14 protein-coding genes are annotated in these 18,063 nt (G+C 38.3%); 12 read left to right on the top strand and 2 right to left on the bottom strand.

Translation table 11 applies throughout. The features are described from left to right. Nucleotides 1–23 precede the first annotated feature (23 nt). The 9 genes from WNY79_RS00875 to WNY79_RS00835 all read left to right on the top strand — a co-directional run bounded on the left by WNY79_RS00875 (nt 24) and on the right by WNY79_RS00835 (nt 9,568). Nucleotides 24–533, top strand: a complete 510-nt coding sequence (locus WNY79_RS00875) for an outer membrane lipoprotein carrier protein LolA (RefSeq protein WP_342874834.1) — start codon at nt 24–26, stop codon at nt 531–533. Nucleotides 534–579: 46 nt separating this feature from the next. Beyond that, nucleotides 580–2,820, top strand: coding sequence for a transporter (locus tag WNY79_RS00870; RefSeq protein ID WP_342874833.1), 2,241 nt, complete (start codon nt 580–582; stop codon nt 2,818–2,820). Nucleotide 2,821: 1 nt separating this feature from the next. Beyond that, nucleotides 2,822–4,060 carry an NAD(P)/FAD-dependent oxidoreductase gene (locus WNY79_RS00865; RefSeq protein WP_342874832.1) on the top strand — a complete coding sequence of 413 codons (1,239 nt, stop codon included), beginning with the start codon at nt 2,822–2,824 and terminating at the stop codon, nt 4,058–4,060. Beyond that, on the top strand, nt 4,048–4,608 hold the full coding sequence (locus tag WNY79_RS00860) for a DUF3261 domain-containing protein (protein WP_076924768.1): 561 nt from the start codon (nt 4,048–4,050) through the stop codon (nt 4,606–4,608). Before WNY79_RS00865 ends, WNY79_RS00860 begins: the two co-directional genes overlap by 13 nt. Further along, nucleotides 4,605–5,774 (top strand): beta-ketoacyl-ACP synthase, encoded by a 1,170-nt coding sequence (locus WNY79_RS00855; protein WP_342874831.1) that lies wholly within the window; start codon nt 4,605–4,607, stop codon nt 5,772–5,774. The genes WNY79_RS00860 and WNY79_RS00855 overlap by 4 nt, the downstream gene beginning before the upstream one ends. Then, the gene (locus tag WNY79_RS00850; RefSeq protein ID WP_024606155.1) at nt 5,767–6,222 is read left to right on the top strand and encodes a hotdog family protein; all 456 of its coding nucleotides are present in this window, start codon (nt 5,767–5,769) and stop codon (nt 6,220–6,222) included. Before WNY79_RS00855 ends, WNY79_RS00850 begins: the two co-directional genes overlap by 8 nt. Beyond that, nucleotides 6,219–6,944: a 3-oxoacyl-ACP reductase FabG gene (gene fabG, locus WNY79_RS00845; protein ID WP_342874830.1), complete on the top strand. Its 726-nt coding sequence runs from the start codon at nt 6,219–6,221 to the stop codon at nt 6,942–6,944. Before WNY79_RS00850 ends, fabG begins: the two co-directional genes overlap by 4 nt. Continuing rightward, a complete protein-coding gene (locus WNY79_RS00840) occupies nt 6,944–8,173 on the top strand; it encodes a beta-ketoacyl-ACP synthase (RefSeq protein ID WP_342875017.1) in 1,230 nt (409 codons plus the stop codon). Before fabG ends, WNY79_RS00840 begins: the two co-directional genes overlap by 1 nt. A gap of 90 nt (nt 8,174–8,263) precedes the next feature. Continuing rightward, nucleotides 8,264–9,568, top strand: a complete 1,305-nt coding sequence (locus WNY79_RS00835; RefSeq protein ID WP_002958629.1) for a DEAD/DEAH box helicase — start codon at nt 8,264–8,266, stop codon at nt 9,566–9,568. Nucleotides 9,569–9,598: 30 nt separating this feature from the next. On the opposite strand, the gene WNY79_RS00830 is transcribed toward WNY79_RS00835, so the two are convergent. Together WNY79_RS00830 and WNY79_RS00825 are read right to left on the bottom strand one after the other, a co-directional pair. Further along, nucleotides 9,599–11,098: an amidase family protein gene (locus tag WNY79_RS00830; RefSeq protein ID WP_342874829.1), complete on the bottom strand. Its 1,500-nt coding sequence runs from the start codon at nt 11,096–11,098 to the stop codon at nt 9,599–9,601. A 95-nt stretch (nt 11,099–11,193) separates the two neighbouring features. Beyond that, nucleotides 11,194–12,801: an NAD(P)/FAD-dependent oxidoreductase gene (locus WNY79_RS00825; protein ID WP_076924765.1), complete on the bottom strand. Its 1,608-nt coding sequence runs from the start codon at nt 12,799–12,801 to the stop codon at nt 11,194–11,196. A 194-nt stretch (nt 12,802–12,995) separates the two neighbouring features. Here WNY79_RS00825 and fdxA point away from each other — a divergent pair, with 194 nt between their 5' ends. From fdxA to WNY79_RS00810, 3 genes are all read left to right on the top strand, one after another. Beyond that, nucleotides 12,996–13,319, top strand: coding sequence for a ferredoxin FdxA (gene fdxA, locus WNY79_RS00820; protein ID WP_342874828.1), 324 nt, complete (start codon nt 12,996–12,998; stop codon nt 13,317–13,319). 135 nt (nt 13,320–13,454) lie between these two features. After that, the gene (locus WNY79_RS00815) at nt 13,455–15,698 is read left to right on the top strand and encodes a DUF5916 domain-containing protein (RefSeq protein ID WP_342874827.1); all 2,244 of its coding nucleotides are present in this window, start codon (nt 13,455–13,457) and stop codon (nt 15,696–15,698) included. A 420-nt stretch (nt 15,699–16,118) separates the two neighbouring features. Beyond that, nucleotides 16,119–18,029: a bifunctional diguanylate cyclase/phosphodiesterase gene (locus WNY79_RS00810; RefSeq protein ID WP_076924763.1), complete on the top strand. Its 1,911-nt coding sequence runs from the start codon at nt 16,119–16,121 to the stop codon at nt 18,027–18,029. The last annotated feature ends 34 nt before the right edge of the window (nt 18,030–18,063 follow it).

The raw sequence follows: 18,063 nt of genomic DNA, 5'->3' as shown, positions 1-18,063 counted from the left end.
TTTTGATTTTATAGGCGATTTAGATGAATTTATTAAAATGTTTTACATTGAGTGTAGCCATTAGCTTTTTACTGTTTTGCTCTGTAGTAAATGCAGCACCAATTAAAGGTGAGTTTAAGCAATATAAGCAATTTAATGGATTTGCTAAACCTTTTATTTCGTCGGGTGTTTTTTCGTTGATTGATGAAAAGCTCATTTGGCAAGTGAAAATGCCTGTTGAGAGCATGCTCATAATAGAAAACGGCAAAGTGCTTGCACAAAATGCTAATGGTGAGTTAATACCACAACCCGGTAGCGAGCAATTTGTAGGATTACTGAGTGACTTACTCAGCGTAGATATGAGTGCGCTGGAAACTCGTTTTGATATTGCTAAAATGCAAGGTAGCTGCACACAGTTAACACCAAAAGAAGCGATGTTACAGCAATTATTTAGTGATTTTATTTTATGTGAAGCTGCTAAGCAAGTGAGCAGTATTGTACTAAATGAGCACTCAGGAAATAAAACAAAAATTGAGTTTACTTATCCCAAATAAAATTATGTTTTTAAATAATGCAGTGGTTAATTAAGGGAATAGTGCAATGACAAAACGAATTACCGTTATTGTTGGGTGGTTTAGCAGTTTAATTTTACTTTTTGCTGCTGCTTTTTGGTTGTCTAAACCAACGTTTAGCGCCGATATGTTTAGCTTATTGCCAAAGTCGCATTCCCAAATTGCACATGCGGAAGATGTCTTTTTTCAGCAAAATGCTAACCGTATCATGTTCTCATTTGCAGGAAATAATAAAAATAAAGCATTTGATAATTTCCAAAAATGGCTTGACGTTAATGCAATTAAAAGCACATTTAACTTTCCGTCCGTTAACGATTTAGCGCAAACATTCTCACCTTTCAAACATGCGTTATTAAGTGATACTTACAAGCAAATATTAAGCGAAAAAACAACGTTTGAACATTATTACCTTGAGCAATTAAATCAGTTAGGCAACCCATTTGTAAGTGCTACCTTAAGCAAAGATACAAGTTTGAGCTTAGCGGCATTTATAGAAGATAACTTAAGACAAAGCCAATTGTTTACGCTCGAACAAGGTCGTTTAACTCGACGTTTAAAAGGCGTTGAATACCGTGTTATTTTGGCAAATTTAGCGCCTGAAAATTTAGGGGTTAATAAATCAATTGATTTAGCGGATACAATAATTAAACAGATCAATATCCTTAATAAAACCTACTCTGATTTAAGCATTACTTACTCTGGTGTGCTATTTCATACGGCTGAAAATGCTAAACAAGCTAAATACGAGATGAGCCTGTTTGGTGGCATTAGCTTATTAGCCCTTATTGTTATGGTATTTTGGGTATTTAGGCGTTTAAACAGTATTTTATTGGCAAGCTTTACCGTACTAAGTGCACTTATTGGCGGCGCTATCGCTATGGTGTTGCTGTTTAATACTATTCATTTATTAACGCTTGTTTTTGCAGTTACCTTGATTGGTATTGCCATTGATTATGCATTTCATGGTATGACAGACTTAGCCAAAAAAGAGCATGAAAAAGGCTACAGCAGAGGGACACAATCTGCGCTTTTACTATCTCTTATTACTACTACGCTGGGTTATCTCTGCTTACTAGGTGCGCCACTAACGTTATTATCTCAAGTCGGTGTGTTTGTTATTGCGGGTTTGGTGAGTGCTTGGCTATTTACAGTTTTAGTTTTGCCATTGTGGCAATCTACACTCACGTTATCGCCTCCGAGTTTATTGATGAGTCAAAAGCTCATTCAGGTTTTTTTACACTGCAATAGTTTAAAAAAGCCAATACTAATTACGTTATTAGCCCTTATAAGTGCGTTATTTTTAATAAAACCCATTAGCTTTAATGATGATGTAAAGCTATTAAACGCGAGCCCCGAGCATCTAATGCTAAACGAAAAAAAGCATTTGTTATTACTTGGGCAATGGGATAGCCAAATTGTTTTTATGTTTGCAGATAGCGACGAAGCGCTTTTACAAAAACAAGAACAATTTTTAAACCGCTTAACGCAACTAAACCCTAATTTTAAACATAATAGCATTAGCCATTGGTTGCCTAGTTTACAAAAACAGAGGCACAACCAAGTCTTGTTTGAACAGGCTAAAAACGAAGGGACTTTGGATATTGCAGAGCGCGTTACGGGGCAAGCGTTAGCAAGTACAAAAGCACCGTTATTAACTTATAAAACACTCGCCACGAGTACATTTAAACCATTACTGCTTTCTCAAATGGTTGTTGAGAAAGAACAATCGATAACGTGGGTGTCTATTTCGGGTATTTCAGCTGATCAACTAATTAATGAGGTTGAAAAAAACAATGGAATTTACCTTTATAATAAACCTAAACAAATTAGTGCTTTATTAAGTGACTACCGAGAGTATCTACTATTAAGCCTAGTGCTTGCGGGTTTTATTAGTTGGCTGCTTTTTAGTTGGCGATTTACGATTAGGATAGCGCTTCTGCAAGTAACCATTTTATCTGTTGTGGTGTTGGGCATGCTTTGGATATGTAATGCGATTCAAGGTAGTTTGTCGTTATTTAATTTACTCGGTGCGTTACTTGTTATTGCTTTAGCAATTGATTACCTCGTTTTTTATCAAATAAATAAGTTAGAGCCCAAAAATGTACTGGCGATTAGTTTATCTGCAGCGTCATCAATGTGGGTATTTGGCATGCTGAGTGCATCTGATACACCCGCTATTTTTAGCTTTGGGCTGAGTGTAATGGTAGGGATTTTAGCTATTTACTTTTTATCACCACTGAGTGTTGTAAAGCCTCAAAAGGAACAATAATTTGAATAACCTTGAGCAGTACGATGTTGTTGTTATTGGCGCTGGGCCTTCGGGTGCATTGGCTAGTAGCCTTTTAGTACAAAAGGGATGGCGGGTGCTGGTACTTGAACAGCAGGCGTTTCCACGTTTTTCAATTGGTGAAAGCTTACTGCCGCAATGTATGGCGTTCTTAGAAGAGGCGGGCTTAATCGATATACTGCATGACAATGCAGCGACTTTAGGTTTTCAGTTTAAAGATGGCGCTGCTTTTCATCGGGCAGGGCAAAATACGACTATAAACTTTACCGAAAAATTTACTAAAGGCCCAGGCACTACGTATCAAGTGAAAAGAGCTGACTTTGACAAATTATTAGCAGACAAAGCACAAGGACAAGGCGTAGAGATCAGATATAAGCACACCGTGGTTGACTACTGTGATGAGCCAAATGGTGCATCATTAGTGGTACACAATGAGCAGCAACAAGCTTACCGCGTTAATGCCCGATTTGTATTGGACGCAAGTGGCTTTGGGCGTGTATTACCAAAATTGTTAGATTTAGAACTTCCCTCTAGCTTTCCTGTTCGCAGCGCTTATTTTAGTCATTTTAAAGACAATATTAGTGATTCAAGCTTCGATCGTAATAAAATTTTGATTACCGTGCACCCTCAATATTCTGATGTGTGGTATTGGCTTATTCCCTTTAGTGATGGTACTGCGAGTATTGGGGTGGTGGCGCAGTCAGAGCGTTTTAATAACGACGAATCTAGCGATTTACTAAATCAATTTATAGAGCAAGATCCTTATTTAAAAACACTGTTAGCACAACGAGAGTTATTAACTCCAGCAAAAAATATTAAAGGCTACTCGGCAAATGTGAGTAAGTTATATGGTAAGCACTTTGCTTTATTAGGTAATGCGGGGGAATTTTTAGATCCGGTATTTTCATCAGGTGTAACAATTGCACTTAAATCTGCAAATTTAGTTGCTCCACTTGTTGATTGCTATTTAAAAAACGAAGTCGTCGATTTTGACACTCACTACGCACAGCAATTACAAGCTGGAGTTGATTGTTTTAGAACATTTGTAACAGGATGGTACGATACGCGTTTTCAGGATGTAATATTTTACTCTGAGCAAAATACTCAGGTACGAGAAATGATTAGTGCTATTTTAGCGGGCTACGCATGGGATACAAATAACCCATTTGTTGCACAAAGTGAACGCCGTTTAAATGTCTTGGCTCAGTTATGTCAAAATTAATTAAGTATGCGGTGTGTAGTGTATTCATATTTGCTGTATTGAGCGCCTGTACGAGTTTTACAGCATCTAAAAATAGAGTGTATCTATCACCTAATATTCAATTAAATATTAATAGCGTGCCAGCACAAATGTTTGATAAGTCTTGGCAGCATGTTTTGTATATTACAAATCAGCAAAAAACACATACTGTATTTGCCCAATTAGCTATAAATGACAAAGGTGCAATTAAGTTATTGTTAATGACAGTACAAGGCTTTCCAATTATGGAGCTTGAAAAACCTTTAAATGGTCCGGTAAAAACACGGAATATGCTGGCGGTAGAAGGGATAGACCCTCATTATATCTTGGCGGATATTGCATTAGTACATTGGCCAGTAGCATTTTTACAAAAGCAGTTAGAGGGTGCTTTAATAGAGCAGGTTGGCTCTAATCGGGAAGTATTTAACGATGAGGGTACATTTATCACCATTGACTATAGTGGTGAGTCGACAACGTTGAACAATATTTTACATCAGTATCAAATAACATTTAAAAAGGTAGAACAGTGACATATTGGCTGAATGATTTAGGCATTGTGAGCGCGATGGGCATAGGCCAAGATGCAACCACAACAAGCTTAAATAAATATAACCCTGCAACTCCTTTATTAACTTTAAATAAAAGTTTAAGTGCTGAGCAAACTCCGCTTTATGTTGGGCAAGTTCAGTCTATTGCTTTATCAAATAATAAACGTATAAATACATTTATTGATCTAGCTTTAGAGCAGATTAAGCCAACCTTAGATAAACTTTTGCATATTGATAAGTCGCGTATCGCAATTGTAATGGGTACTAGTACATCAGGTATTCATGATGGTGAAAGAGCGCGTAAAAGCTATGAAAGTACAAAACTCTGGCCTGATGACTTTAGTTACAGTGATCAAGAGTTAGCTACACCCGCTCATTACATTGCACATAAAATAGGGGCTCTAGGGCCTTGTTACAGTATTTCTACTGCGTGCACGTCGAGTAGCAAAGCGTTAATTAGCGCCCGAGCTTTGCTAAATGCTGATTTAGCCGATGTGGTAATTTGTGGTGGTGCGGATAGTTTGTGCCAATTAACAATTAATGGCTTTGATTCGCTCGCTTCATTAAGCTTGGGTTTATGCCAGCCTTTTTCTAGCACCAGAGACGGCATTAATATTGGTGAAGGGGCCGCTTTATTTGTAATGACTAAAAATATGCCAATAACAAATAACGGCGTTATGTTACTAGGCAGTGGCGAAAGTTCAGATGCGCATCATATGTCAGCCCCCGATCCTAATGGGGTGGGCGCCCAAGCCTCAATGGAAAAAGCACTAAAAAGTGCAAAGTTATCCTGTGGTGATATTGATTATATTAACGCTCACGGTACGGCTACTGTAAAAAATGACGAAATGGAAGCACTTGCAATTAATCGCGTGTTTGGCAACAATACCCCGCTTAGCTCTAGTAAGCATTTAACAGGGCATACCCTTGGTGCTGCAGGCGCTATTGAAGCCGGTATATGTTGGTTATTATTAAAAGACAGCGGCCAACATATGCTGCCATATAACGTGATTAAAGAAGGCAGTGATTTGGCTGATATAAAAATAATAAAACAAGCGTTTAAGCCCGCTCTTAAATACTGTTTATCTAATTCATTTGCGTTTGGCGGTAATAATGCCAGCTTAATATTGGGAGTTAACGTTGACTAATTACCTTATAGAGCAAGTAGTCCCGCATGATGCGCCAATGATTTTAATAGATAGCCTTTTGACATACAGCGAAGATGAAGCTCAGTGCGGAGTTACTATAACTGAGCAAAGCCCTTTTTTTAGTCCTGCGATTAATGGCGTACCTAGCTATATTGGTGTTGAGTACATGGCGCAGTCTATTGCCGCTTATGCTGGTGCGTTGGCGAATGATGAAAATAAACCTGTAAAAATTGGTTTTTTAATTGGCACGCGAAAATATCAAACTTATCAACCGGGTTTTAAAAACGGCAGTAAGTTGACTATTGAAGTGAAAAAACTATATCAAGAAGAGTCAGGTTTAAGTGTATTTGAATGCCAAATACTCGCGTGTGAAACTCTACTTTGCCAAGCAAAAATTAATGTATTTCAGCCTGAAAACCCGTTGGAATTTATAAGAGAAAATCAATGACAAAAAGAATTTTAGTTACGGGTTCAAGCCGTGGCATTGGTAAAGCTATTGCGTTAAAACTTGCTGAGCAAGGGTTTGATATTGCAGTACATTGCAGAGCAGGTGTTGAGCAAGCTCAAGCAACATGCGATGAAATTAATGCATTAGGTAGGGCCACCAGTTTATTACAATTTGATGTATGTGACAGAGAGCAGGCCAAAACACAAATAATAGAAGATATAGCTCAGCATGGCGCTTATTACGGCGTGGTGTGTAATGCAGGTATTACTAACGATATGGCATTTCCTGCTATGCAAGGGGAAGATTGGGATTGTGTAATACGTACAGGCCTTGATGGGTTTTATAATGTAGTACACCCAACTGTAATGCCTATGGTACAAAGCCGTAAAGGTGGGCGCATAATTACAATGTCGTCTGTATCGGGTATTGCAGGTAACCGAGGGCAAGTAAATTATAGTGCAGCAAAAGCCGGTATTATTGGGGCCACTAAAGCACTTGCATTAGAATTGGCAAAACGCAAAATTACAGTTAATTGTGTGGCACCTGGTTTAATAGAAACCCCGATGACTGATGAATTACCTATTGATGAAATGATGAAAATGATACCCCTAAAGCGCATGGGGAGCGTTAAAGAAGTCGCAGGCACAGTCGCTTTTTTAATGTCTGATGATGCAGCTTACATAACACGCCAAGTGATTTCGGTTAATGGTGGCATGGTTTGATTAAACGCGTTGTTGTAACAGGCATGTCTGTGGTCACTGCATTGGGCGATGATTGGTCTGAATTCAAACAAGCCTTAATTAAAGGCGAAAATGCTGTTGTTACTATGCCAGAGTGGGATATAGCCGACGATCTCAATACTCGTTTAGCCGCGCCAGTTAAACACTTTGAGCGACCAAGTCATTATAAACGTAAACAAATCCGTTCAATGGGGCGAGTGTCACTTATGTCAACTCGTGCTACTGAGTGCGCACTTGAACAAGCCAAACTACTCGAGCACGAAAGTCTAACAGATGGCTCTACGGGCATAGCATATGGCTCATCTACGGGCTCTACTGCGCCATTACTCGCCTTTGCAAATATGATGGAAACGGGGTCGATGTCAGGTGTAACAGCAACGAGTTACATTAAAATGATGGCGCATACTGCCCCTGTAAATGTGGGTGTGTTTTTTGGTTTAAAAGGGCGTGTTATAACAACAAGCTCTGCTTGTACATCGGGATCTCAAGGAATAGGCTACGCCTATGAAGCGATTAAGTTTGGCCGACAAAAAATAATGGTGGCTGGTGGAGCTGAAGAGTTATGTATTACTGAAGCCGCCGTATTTGATACGCTTTATGCAACATCTACACAAAATCAAACACCAAAAAAAACACCAAGACCTTTTGATAAAAATCGCGATGGCTTAGTGATAGGCGAAGGCGCGGGTACACTTATTTTAGAAGAATACGAACATGCAAAAGCGCGCGGAGCAACAATATTAGCTGAGGTGGTTGGTTTTGGTTGTAATTCTGATGGGCAGCACGTTACTCAACCAACATCAAAAACAATGCAACTAGCGATAGAAATGGCACTGCAAGATGCCAATCTAGAATCAGAAAAAATTGGTTACGTTAATGCGCATGGTACATCAACAGATAAAGGTGATATTGCCGAGTCTCACGCAACGTTTAAAGCATTGGGCAGCAAACCTATTAGCTCGTTAAAAAGTTATTTGGGGCATACATTAGGTGCTTGTGGTGCAATAGAAGCATGGGCAAGTATTAATATGATGGCTGATAACTGGTTTGCACCAACAATTAATTTAGATAACGTTGATGACGAATGTGCTCAGCTTGATTACATAAGGCATCAAGGGCGTGAGATTAATACCGATTACGTGATGAGTAATAACTTTGCGTTTGGTGGTATTAACACCTCTTTAATATTTAAACGCTATAAAGTAGATTAAACACGTTAAAAGATAAGTTATGACTAACTGTTAGCTCGTTTTTACTGTATAATTTGCGACCCTTGATAATGTGGCCGTAGGTTATACAGCATGAATTTTAAATCTTTTAGTTTCGCTCCTGAAATCATCCAGGCGTTGGACGAACTTAACTATCACACCCTTACGCCCATTCAGCGCGCAGCAATTCCTGCTGTTCGTAAAGGTAAAGACGTTTTAGCCAGTGCACAAACTGGTACCGGCAAAACTGCCGCGTTTGCTTTACCTATCATCCAAAAATTGGTTGAGTCTGAACTCAGCACAACTAATGCACCTCATGCATTAGTACTTGCACCAACGCGTGAACTTGCAGAACAAATAGCTAATAACTTTAGAGATTTTGCAAAGCATACATCACTTAAAGTCGTTAGTTTATTTGGTGGTGTGAGCACTGCTGGCCAAGCAAACGCTTTAAAAGAAGGTGTAGATATTGTTGTTGCAACACCGGGTCGTTTATTTGACCATATTCGCCTAGGTAACTTAAGCCTTGCAAGTGTTAAGCACCTTGTTCTTGATGAAGCTGACCGTATGCTTGATATGGGCTTTATTGAAGATATGCAAAACGTTATTAAAAGCTGTGCAGAAGAGCGCCAGATTTTACTTTTCTCAGCTACATTCCCTGCAGCAATTAAACAATTTGCATCTAAAGTATTGAAACAAGCTGAAATAGTACGTGTTGATCAAACTAACAGTACAGCAAGTACCGTTGAACATGTTGTTTACCCAGTTGAAGAACGTCGTAAGCAAGAGCTACTTTCTGAATTGATTGGTAAGAAAAACTGGCAACAAGTGCTTGTCTTCGTAAACATGAAAGAAACCGCTGATGAGCTTGTTAAAGAGCTTAATCTTGATGGTATTCCGGCAGGCGTTTGCCACGGTGATAAATCTCAAGGTAACCGTCGTCGTGCTTTACGTGAATTTAAAGAAGGCAAAGTGCGCGTATTAGTGGCTACAGAAGTGGCAGCTCGTGGTATTGATATTGATGGTTTACCTCGTGTAATTAATATTGATTTACCATGGCTTGCAGAAGATTACGTTCACCGTATTGGCCGTACAGGTCGTGCTGGTCGCCAAGGTCAAGCAATCTCATTTGTTAGCCGCGAAGAAGAAAACACCTTGTTTGAAATTGAAACGTTAATCGGTCAAAAAATCAAACGTGTATATCTAGAAGGTTACGAAGTAAGTAACCGTGAAGTACTCATTGATAAAATTGGTAAAAAACCAGCGCATTTACGCCGTACACGCTCTAACAAGTTATCAGGACAAGCAACTGGTGAAGCGAGAGCAGTAAATCGCTCACGTATTTCAAGCGTTCGCAAAAGCTTAAAAGGCGAAAAACTGTCACTTAAAAAGTCATAGTTAACGCCGTTTAGTTAAAAAAACCTGAGTTTACTCAGGTTTTTTTGTGCCTGGTGATAACACCTCATCAATAATATTTGCGTATAAATAAGCCGCTTGCTCGTCCTGTTTATTTGCTATTATGGATAAACCAACCGGTAAACCACTTACTTTTCCGACCGGTAGTGTTATGTGCGTTGTGCCTGCAATAGCAGATAACGAACTACTACTGCCATTAAAATTATCACCATTAACTAAGTCTGTTTTCCAGGCGGGCGATACTGTAGGCGCTATAACAATATCAAGCTTGTTGTTTTTATATACATTAACGATGGCTGTCGTTGCTAAAGTACGATAGCGTTCTTTAGTCTCTTGGTATTTTTGTTTGTTCGTTAAATCAATAGCCTGCGATTGAACAAGGATATCTTGCTCAAAGTGGGGCATTTCTGTATTTTTATTTTGAATATTAAAATTAATAAGTGCTTTTAGGCTTTTAACAGCTACTTGTGTTGGAGTGCTTGCGAGGTAGTGATTAATTTCGGCTTTGAAGTCGTAAAGTAAAATATAGTATTCATCAACAAATAGCGTATCTAAGTTGTCAGTAATATCTACATTAATAATAGTGTGCCCAGCCTGTTTTAATGCTTGTAACTGCTTGGCATAAAGGCGCTGCGTTTCAATTGTAAATTTATCGCTAGGTAGCGCACCAATAATAAGTGATGATTTTGATTTTAGATTACCTGTTTTTAATTCAAACCCTGTAGTTGTCGTATCAAGAGAGTCCTCACCTTGCAAAACAGATAAAACCAGTAGCGAATCTTTAAGTGAATGCGCCATCGGCCCTACTGAATCTTGGCTACTTGAAAGAGGCACAACACCTGAGCGTGATACTTGGCCCATACTCGGTTTTATTGCATAAACTCCATTTACTGAGGCAGGGCACGTAATTGAACCGTCTGTTTCAGTCCCTAATGCTATGGGCGCAAAGTTAAGTGCTACTGCAACAGCAGAACCTGCGCTAGAACCACATGGGTTACGTGTTACATCGTGCGCATTATGTGTTTGTCCGCCTACGGCACTCCAGCCTGAAGATGAATAGGATGAACGAAAATTTGCCCATTCACTTAAATTAGCTTTGCCTAAAATTATAGCGCCTGCATTACGTAGTTGTTTAACAACAAAAGCATCATTATCAGTAACGTTATTTTTAAGTGCTAAAGAGCCAGCCGTTGTGGGAAGTGTGCCTTTAGTCTCAATATTATCTTTAAGAAGTACAGGTATTCCATGTAAAGGTCCAGCCCAAGTTCCTTTAGTGGCAAGTTCATCTAGCGTTTTAGCTTGAGCAAGTGCTGTAGGCTCTAGACTAATAACTGCATTATATTGTGGATTAAGTTTATTAATTCGGTCTATATAATTTTGGGTGAGTTGCTGTGCATTAATAGAATTATTTTTATATGCACTGTGAATTTCATCGATGGTTTTTAGTTCTTGTGCTTTAGCGTTAAAAATTGCTAATACACTAAGCAGCGAAAAGGTAAATGTTTTGATCATTGTTGAGGCGCTTAAGTTGTTATTGTTTTCTATACATTTAGCACAAAAAAGCCTCACAAAGTGAGGCTTTTCGATAAACAGCTTAAAAAAGAGGTTTAAGCGTTTTCTAACATAGACAGTGCGACCGCTTCAGCCGCTTTAATGCCATCAATACCCGCTGATAAAATACCGCCAGCGTAACCTGCACCTTCACCTGCAGGGTAAAGCCCTTTAGTATTAATGCTTTGGAACGTTTTATCGCGTTTAATACTGATTGGCGACGAAGTACGTGTTTCAACGCCGGTTAGTAAACCGTCGTTAGTGGAAAAGCCACGAATTTGTTTATTAAACGCAGGTATCGCTTCGCGAAGAGCATCAATAGCAAATTGCGGTAGTACCTTACTTAAATCAGTTAACTTAATACCGGGTGTGTAAGAAGGTTGTACTTCACCTAAGTTTTCTGATGATTTACCTTTTAAAAAGTCGCCAATTAACTGTGCTGGTGCATCGTAGTTGCTACCACCAAGCTCATACGCTTGTTCTTCAAGTTTGCGCTGTAAGTCTATACCTGCAAGAGGATTACCCGGGAAATCCTGCTCTGGAGAAATACCTACAACAATAGCACTGTTAGCGTTGCGCTCACTTCGTGAATATTGGCTCATACCGTTGGTAACAACGCGGCCCTCTTCAGAGGTTGCAGCGACTACTGTGCCACCTGGGCACATACAAAAGCTGTAAACTGTGCGACCATTATCACAATGGTGAACAAGTTTATAATCGGCAGAGCCTAAAATAGGGTTACCAGCATTCGTACCAAAACGGCATTCATCAATCATTGATTGTTTATGCTCGATCCTAAAACCGACTGAGAAAGGTTTTGCTTCAACATAAATGCCTTTTTTGTGGATCATGTCAAACGTGTCACGAGCACTATGACCTACAGCTAATACAACATGGCGAGTATTTAACTGCTCGCCATTTGAAAGCGTTAAGCCAGTTACTTGCCCATCATCTAAATGAATATCGTCAACACGTGTGCTAAAGCGAATTTCGCCGCCAAGTTCTATTATACGAGCACGCATTTTTTCAATCATGGTAACAAGTTTAAACGTACCAATGTGTGGCTTACTTACGTATAAAATTTCATCTGGTGCGCCAGCTTCTACAAACTCAGTTATTACTTTACGACCATAATGTTTTGGATCTTTTACTTGGCTGTATAATTTACCATCTGAGAAAGTACCTGCGCCACCTTCACCAAACTGTACGTTTGATTCTGTATTAAGTGTACGTTTACGCCAAAATCCAAACGTGTCTTTTGTACGTTCACGTACTTCTTTACCGCGCTCTAATATAATGGGATTAAAACCCATTTGAGCAAGTAATAAGCCTGCAAATAAACCACAAGGGCCAAAACCAATAACGACAGGGCGCTCTGTTATATTTTCGCTGGCTTGGGCTACAAATTTATAGTTTGTGTCTGGCGCTACTTTTACATGTTGGTCTTTTTCAAATGCTGAGAGTAGCTTGGCTTCGTTATCAACTTCTATATCGAGTGTATAAATAAGTAAAATAGCTGATTTTTTACGTGCGTCATAACCACGTTTGAACACATTAAAACTGTGCAATTGTTCTGGTTGGATTTTTAGTTTATTTACAATTGCTTGACCAATTGCATCTTCGTCATGATCAAGTGGCAGCTTTATTTCGGTTAAACGTATCATTTATATCTCTTTTAGGTGTCATAGCGGGGTATTATTACCGCTCACAATAAGGGAATGCAGGGCACAATGGGTGTGCAAACATAAGGCGCGTATTTTACGTTAAAATAGGGTGATATGGCACTTATTTATTGTATTTTTGGGGTGGATGGGTATGATCCACAACTGTTGTTTAAAATCTTAGGTATTAAAATAGTATGGCGTTTGTAGTCACCGAAAATTGTATAAAATGCAAGTACACCGATTGCGTGTCAGTGTGCCCAGCAGATGCATTTTCTGAAGGCCCTAATTTTTTAGCTATTAGCCCGATTGATTGTATCGATTGCGGTTTATGTGTCCCTGAATGTTCAGCTGATGCAATATACCAAGAAGATGAGCTACCAGAATCTCAAAAAGAGTTCACAGAATTAAATGCTGAACTCGCATTGGTATGGCCGCGCATTACAGAGGTTAAACCTGCACCAGAGGACGCTGATGTATGGAATGGTATAGACAATAAGCTTAAACTACTCGAAACTTGATGGGTAACATTAGTTACTCCTTTATCATTAAATAGTTAATTTTTCATTTCAAAGTATTAACAAATGTACCTGGATAAATTACAATCCCCAGCTTAAGTTACTCCCTATGAGTAATTACAGTCTAAATGGATGTTTATGCAGTACTTTATAACTATAATAAAAAAGTTTACCTTCCTATTTTTAAGTTTCGTTTTATTACTCTCAAGCCTTGATGTAGCGGCTAGTAAACAGCAAGTACCCTTATCTCGTATTGATTCAAATATCACTATTGATGGTGTTATGGATGAAGCGCACTGGAAAAACGCGACACGTATACCTCTACTCTACCAAGATGAGCCTAACGAAAAAGGCACACCTCCTGTAAAAACTGATGCTTTTATTTACGAAGATGGCACAAACTTATATGTTGCCTTTATTGCAGAGGATCCAAACCCTGAGCAAATTCGTGCATCACTTCGTGACCGCGATACGCTGTGGGAAGACGACGTAGTTATTCTTGTTATTGATACATTTAATGATGAACGCAGTGGTTATGAATTTCATGTGAATCCCCTTGGTGCACAAGGCGATATAAGAATGACCGACACCGATGGGTGGAGCTCAGATATCTCATGGAATGCTATTTGGGATAGCGCAGGGCAAATTAACGAGAAAGGTTACGTTGTTGAAATGCGTATTCCTTTTAAGGCACTGCGCTTTCCTGAAAATGAAAAAGAGCTAACGTGGGGTTTTTCAGTCATGAGAAACTATCAACGTGATGTTTTATATCAGCTATCAAATATGGGGTTTGATAGAAATATAAAATGTAGCCTTTGTCAGTTTGATAAGTTAGTGGGTTTTAGCGATATTGAATCGAGTAAAAATATTCAATTAACACCTACATTGACCGCACTTCGTAACGATAATAAATCTGAATTACCGGGCAACTGGGATAATGGCGATATTGATACCGAAGTGGGCTTAGATTTGCGTTGGGGTTTAACCAAGGACGCTGTTTTAAATGCGACGATCAATCCAGATTTTTCGCAAGTAGAAACAGACTCTTTAGAGCTTGATGTAAATACAACATTTTCTATTTATTACGCCGAAAAACGACCTTTCTTTTTAGATGGTGCTTCTTACTTTAAAAGCAGCTTATTTGAGCTTTTATACACGCGTACAATTGCAGAGCCTACCTTAGGTGCAAAGCTGACGGGTAAAACGGGTGATCATAGTTATGCTTTGATGCTCGCTGACGACGACAATAGTAATATTTTACTGCCTACGAATCAGGGCTCAGGCTTTGCAAGCCTAAACAAAAAAACGAATGCGGCCGCTGGGCGTTATCAATATGACTTAGGTCAGCAAGGCACTATTGGCATTTCAAGCACGCACAGAGAAAGTGATGACTATCACAACACTGTATTATCAGTGGACGGTAGCTACTGGTTTAATCAATCGGACACTCTTTTGTATCAAGTATCATCTGCTGATACACGTAACTCTGAATTTTTAATTCAAAATTATAACCTATCTGAAACTCAGTCAGATGAAGCATATGCCCTAGAACTTACGCGCGATAAACGTGATTACAAATTGTTTGCATCGTATGAAAATATTGGGCAGGACTATCGCACTGATTTAGGTTATCAAGCTAAAGTAGATTATGAAAAAGTAGGCTTTGGTGGTGGACAAACATGGTACAGAGATGAGTCTGATTTACTTACCTCATGGTCATACGAAGCTGACTGGGATAAAACGTGGGCGCAAAACGGCGACTTACTTGAAGAAGAACACGAAGGCTTTTTAAGCTTCAAAGGCCAAAAGCAATCTATTTTTGAAATTGGTTTAGTGCACCGTTATGAAAACTATAACGATAATTTTTATAATCAAAATATTGGTTTTATTTACACCGGTTTTAAACCCACTAAAGATTTAAAGCTTTCGTTATATATTGAATACGCTAGCCGCATTGATTATGCAAATGAGCAACTAGGCGATGCGTTTGACACTCAAACCCAAGTGGTGTGGGACATTAACGACCATTGGCAACTCGATGTAAAACATAACTACAGCCAATTAGATAATCCGCAAGGGGATCGTGTATTTACTGCTAACCTAGTCGATTTTAGACTTCATTATAAATTTAGTATGCGTTCAATTCTTAAATTAATTTTACAATTTGAAGACATTGATAGAGACGAAAACGCCTATTTTTACCAAGTTAGCCAAATCAATAAAGACTACGGTAGTCAGCTTGTTTACTCATATAAAATTAATGCACAAACGTTGTTTTATTTGGGTTACTCAGATAGAGGCTACCAAGACGATTCTCTTAAAAATATTGAGCGAGATCAACGTACATTTTTTACAAAAGTTAGCTATGCATGGCAGCTTTAAATATTAAAATAATAATTGTATCTGCGATAATTGTTACATTCCTAGGTTTTTTAACAAGGCATGATGTTGAAGAATAATTTTAGGAAATGTTGTATTAAAGCATCGGGAATGTCAGAAAGGATTATCAAAGACAGATACTAAAGGCTGTAATGGTGTGGCCTAGATTGACGCTGAAGAAAAATTATAGAGCTTATTGACGGTATGTATTAAATTTTAAACAATTGAAACCTTTTTGTTTATTTTTGTTAATCCCACCTATACTATATTAAATTGAGTGAGTTAATCCGTTATTGTTACAGTTTTTTGTTATTCTAATGGCTTAGGATTATATCAGTGCTTGCTTAGTACTAAATGCAGGCGATATAATTCGTTTTTTGGTGGTGGGTTTAATGGGAGAAGCAAAATAGATGGATTTTTTTTATGAGTAAACTTAAACCGCTCGGTTTTATTTTTCTAATTATAATTCTATTTTGTTTTTGTATAAACATAGAGTTAACGAATCAGATCAACCGTATAAATTTATTTAATACCAGTATTGATATACGAAGTTTCGAAATAACTAATACCACTCTTGAAATGGCTCCTTGGTATAACCCCATTTTGAATGGCCATTATATTATTGAGCAGCCTACTGCCGATTATTTACTTATTAAAACCACTGAGACCCAGTTTGTAGCAGCTGATTCAAATAAGCTAATTGTAATGACGCTTGCATCACCTATTAACTTTTTACTCTTATGTATTTTAGTATTCGGTTCTGGTTTGTATTTACGTAGGGAGCGCAGAAAGCGCCACTATAAAAATCAGATAGCAGAGCTTAACCTTCAAGCCAATAGCTTATTAACTGCATTTAACTTGCAAGTAAAACCAGCTGAGAACCCTTTGGGTGTAAGCAGCTTAGGTCAATCTATAAATAGTTTAAATACGCATGTTGCTAATTATGTAAAACAAACACAAACCAGTATATGCCAAGACAAACTGACGCTGTTAATTGACCGCCATGCTTATATTGAACATATCGACAGACAAATTAATCATGCTAACCAAGAAGATCTCAAATGCGCACTCCTGTTTATCGACCTTGATGGCTTTAAACAAGTAAACGACTCATTTGGTCATAGTTTTGGTGATGAAATATTAGTTCAAGTTGCTACTCGCCTTGCCAATGTTCTACGCCACCATAAATTAAGTAATATAAATAGTGCTAACCAATTAGAACAAAACTTATCGAGGTTGGGAGGAGATGAATTTTCCATTTTTATAGAGTTACTTGATGATAGCGACAGAGTTGTTGAAATTGCTAAACACGTGCTTAGTGAGCTTGAAAAAGACTTTGTGCTAGGTAACAAAATAGTAAAAATTAGTGCCAGCATTGGTATTGCGGCTTATCCAGAAAGTGCATCAACGCCGCAGGCTCTTTTGCAATTAGCTGACGTGGCTATGTATAGGGCTAAAAGCGATGGTAAGGGGATATTTAAAGTTTACTCACCAGAAATGGGTAACAAAATGCGCCGTTACCATTATTTACTTGAAGAGCTGCGTTTAGCGGTCGCGTGTAAAGATTTTTACTTATCTTTTCAACCGATTGTACATGTTGAAGATTGTATGATTGATTATTTTGAGGCGCTTACCCGATGGGATCATCCAGTTGAGGGTATGATCCCCCCTTCAGAATTTATTCCAATAGCAGAGGAATCTAATTTAATATTAGAGCTTGGCGATTGGATTATGCTTGAATCGTGTAGACAGATGGCCGCATGGCACAATGCAGGTATGCGCAAAGTGAAAATATCAGTTAATGTTTCGGGCATTCAATTAAAGCATCGTGATATTTATGATTGGGTAATGAAGAAGCTTAAAAAAACCGGCTTACCAGCTACGTCTCTGATGCTTGAAATTACTGAATCTACATTTATTAAAGCCAGCCCTAAAATAATTAAAGACTTAAGTAGATTAAGAGAAGAGGGCATTACCATTGCAATTGATGATTTTGGTACAGGTTTTAGCTCGTTAAGTACATTAGCTGATTTACCAATAGATGTTATTAAAATTGATCGCTCGTTTATATCTCAAGCTAATAAGAGCCAAAAATATAACGACATATTAAATACAATTAGTGATCTAGGGAAAAAGTTAGGTCTTAAAATTGTGGCTGAAGGCGTTGAAGAAATTGGGCAGTTTGAACTTGTTAAAAAAATGGGTGTGAGTTCTGTTCAGGGTTATTTAGTAAGCCGACCTGAGTCATCAGCTAATGTAGGTAATAAAGTATTACGCAATAACACCAGTAACCTTTCAGCATCGGGTACTAGTGCTTGGGATATTGTTAGTTAGTTAGTTAGTTAGTTAGTTAGTTAGTTAGTTAGTT

This window comes from Pseudoalteromonas sp. AS84 (assembly GCF_038900255.1).
Taxonomy (GTDB): Bacteria; Pseudomonadota; Gammaproteobacteria; order Enterobacterales; family Alteromonadaceae; genus Pseudoalteromonas.
This window is presented reverse-complemented; position numbering and strand designations above follow the sequence as displayed.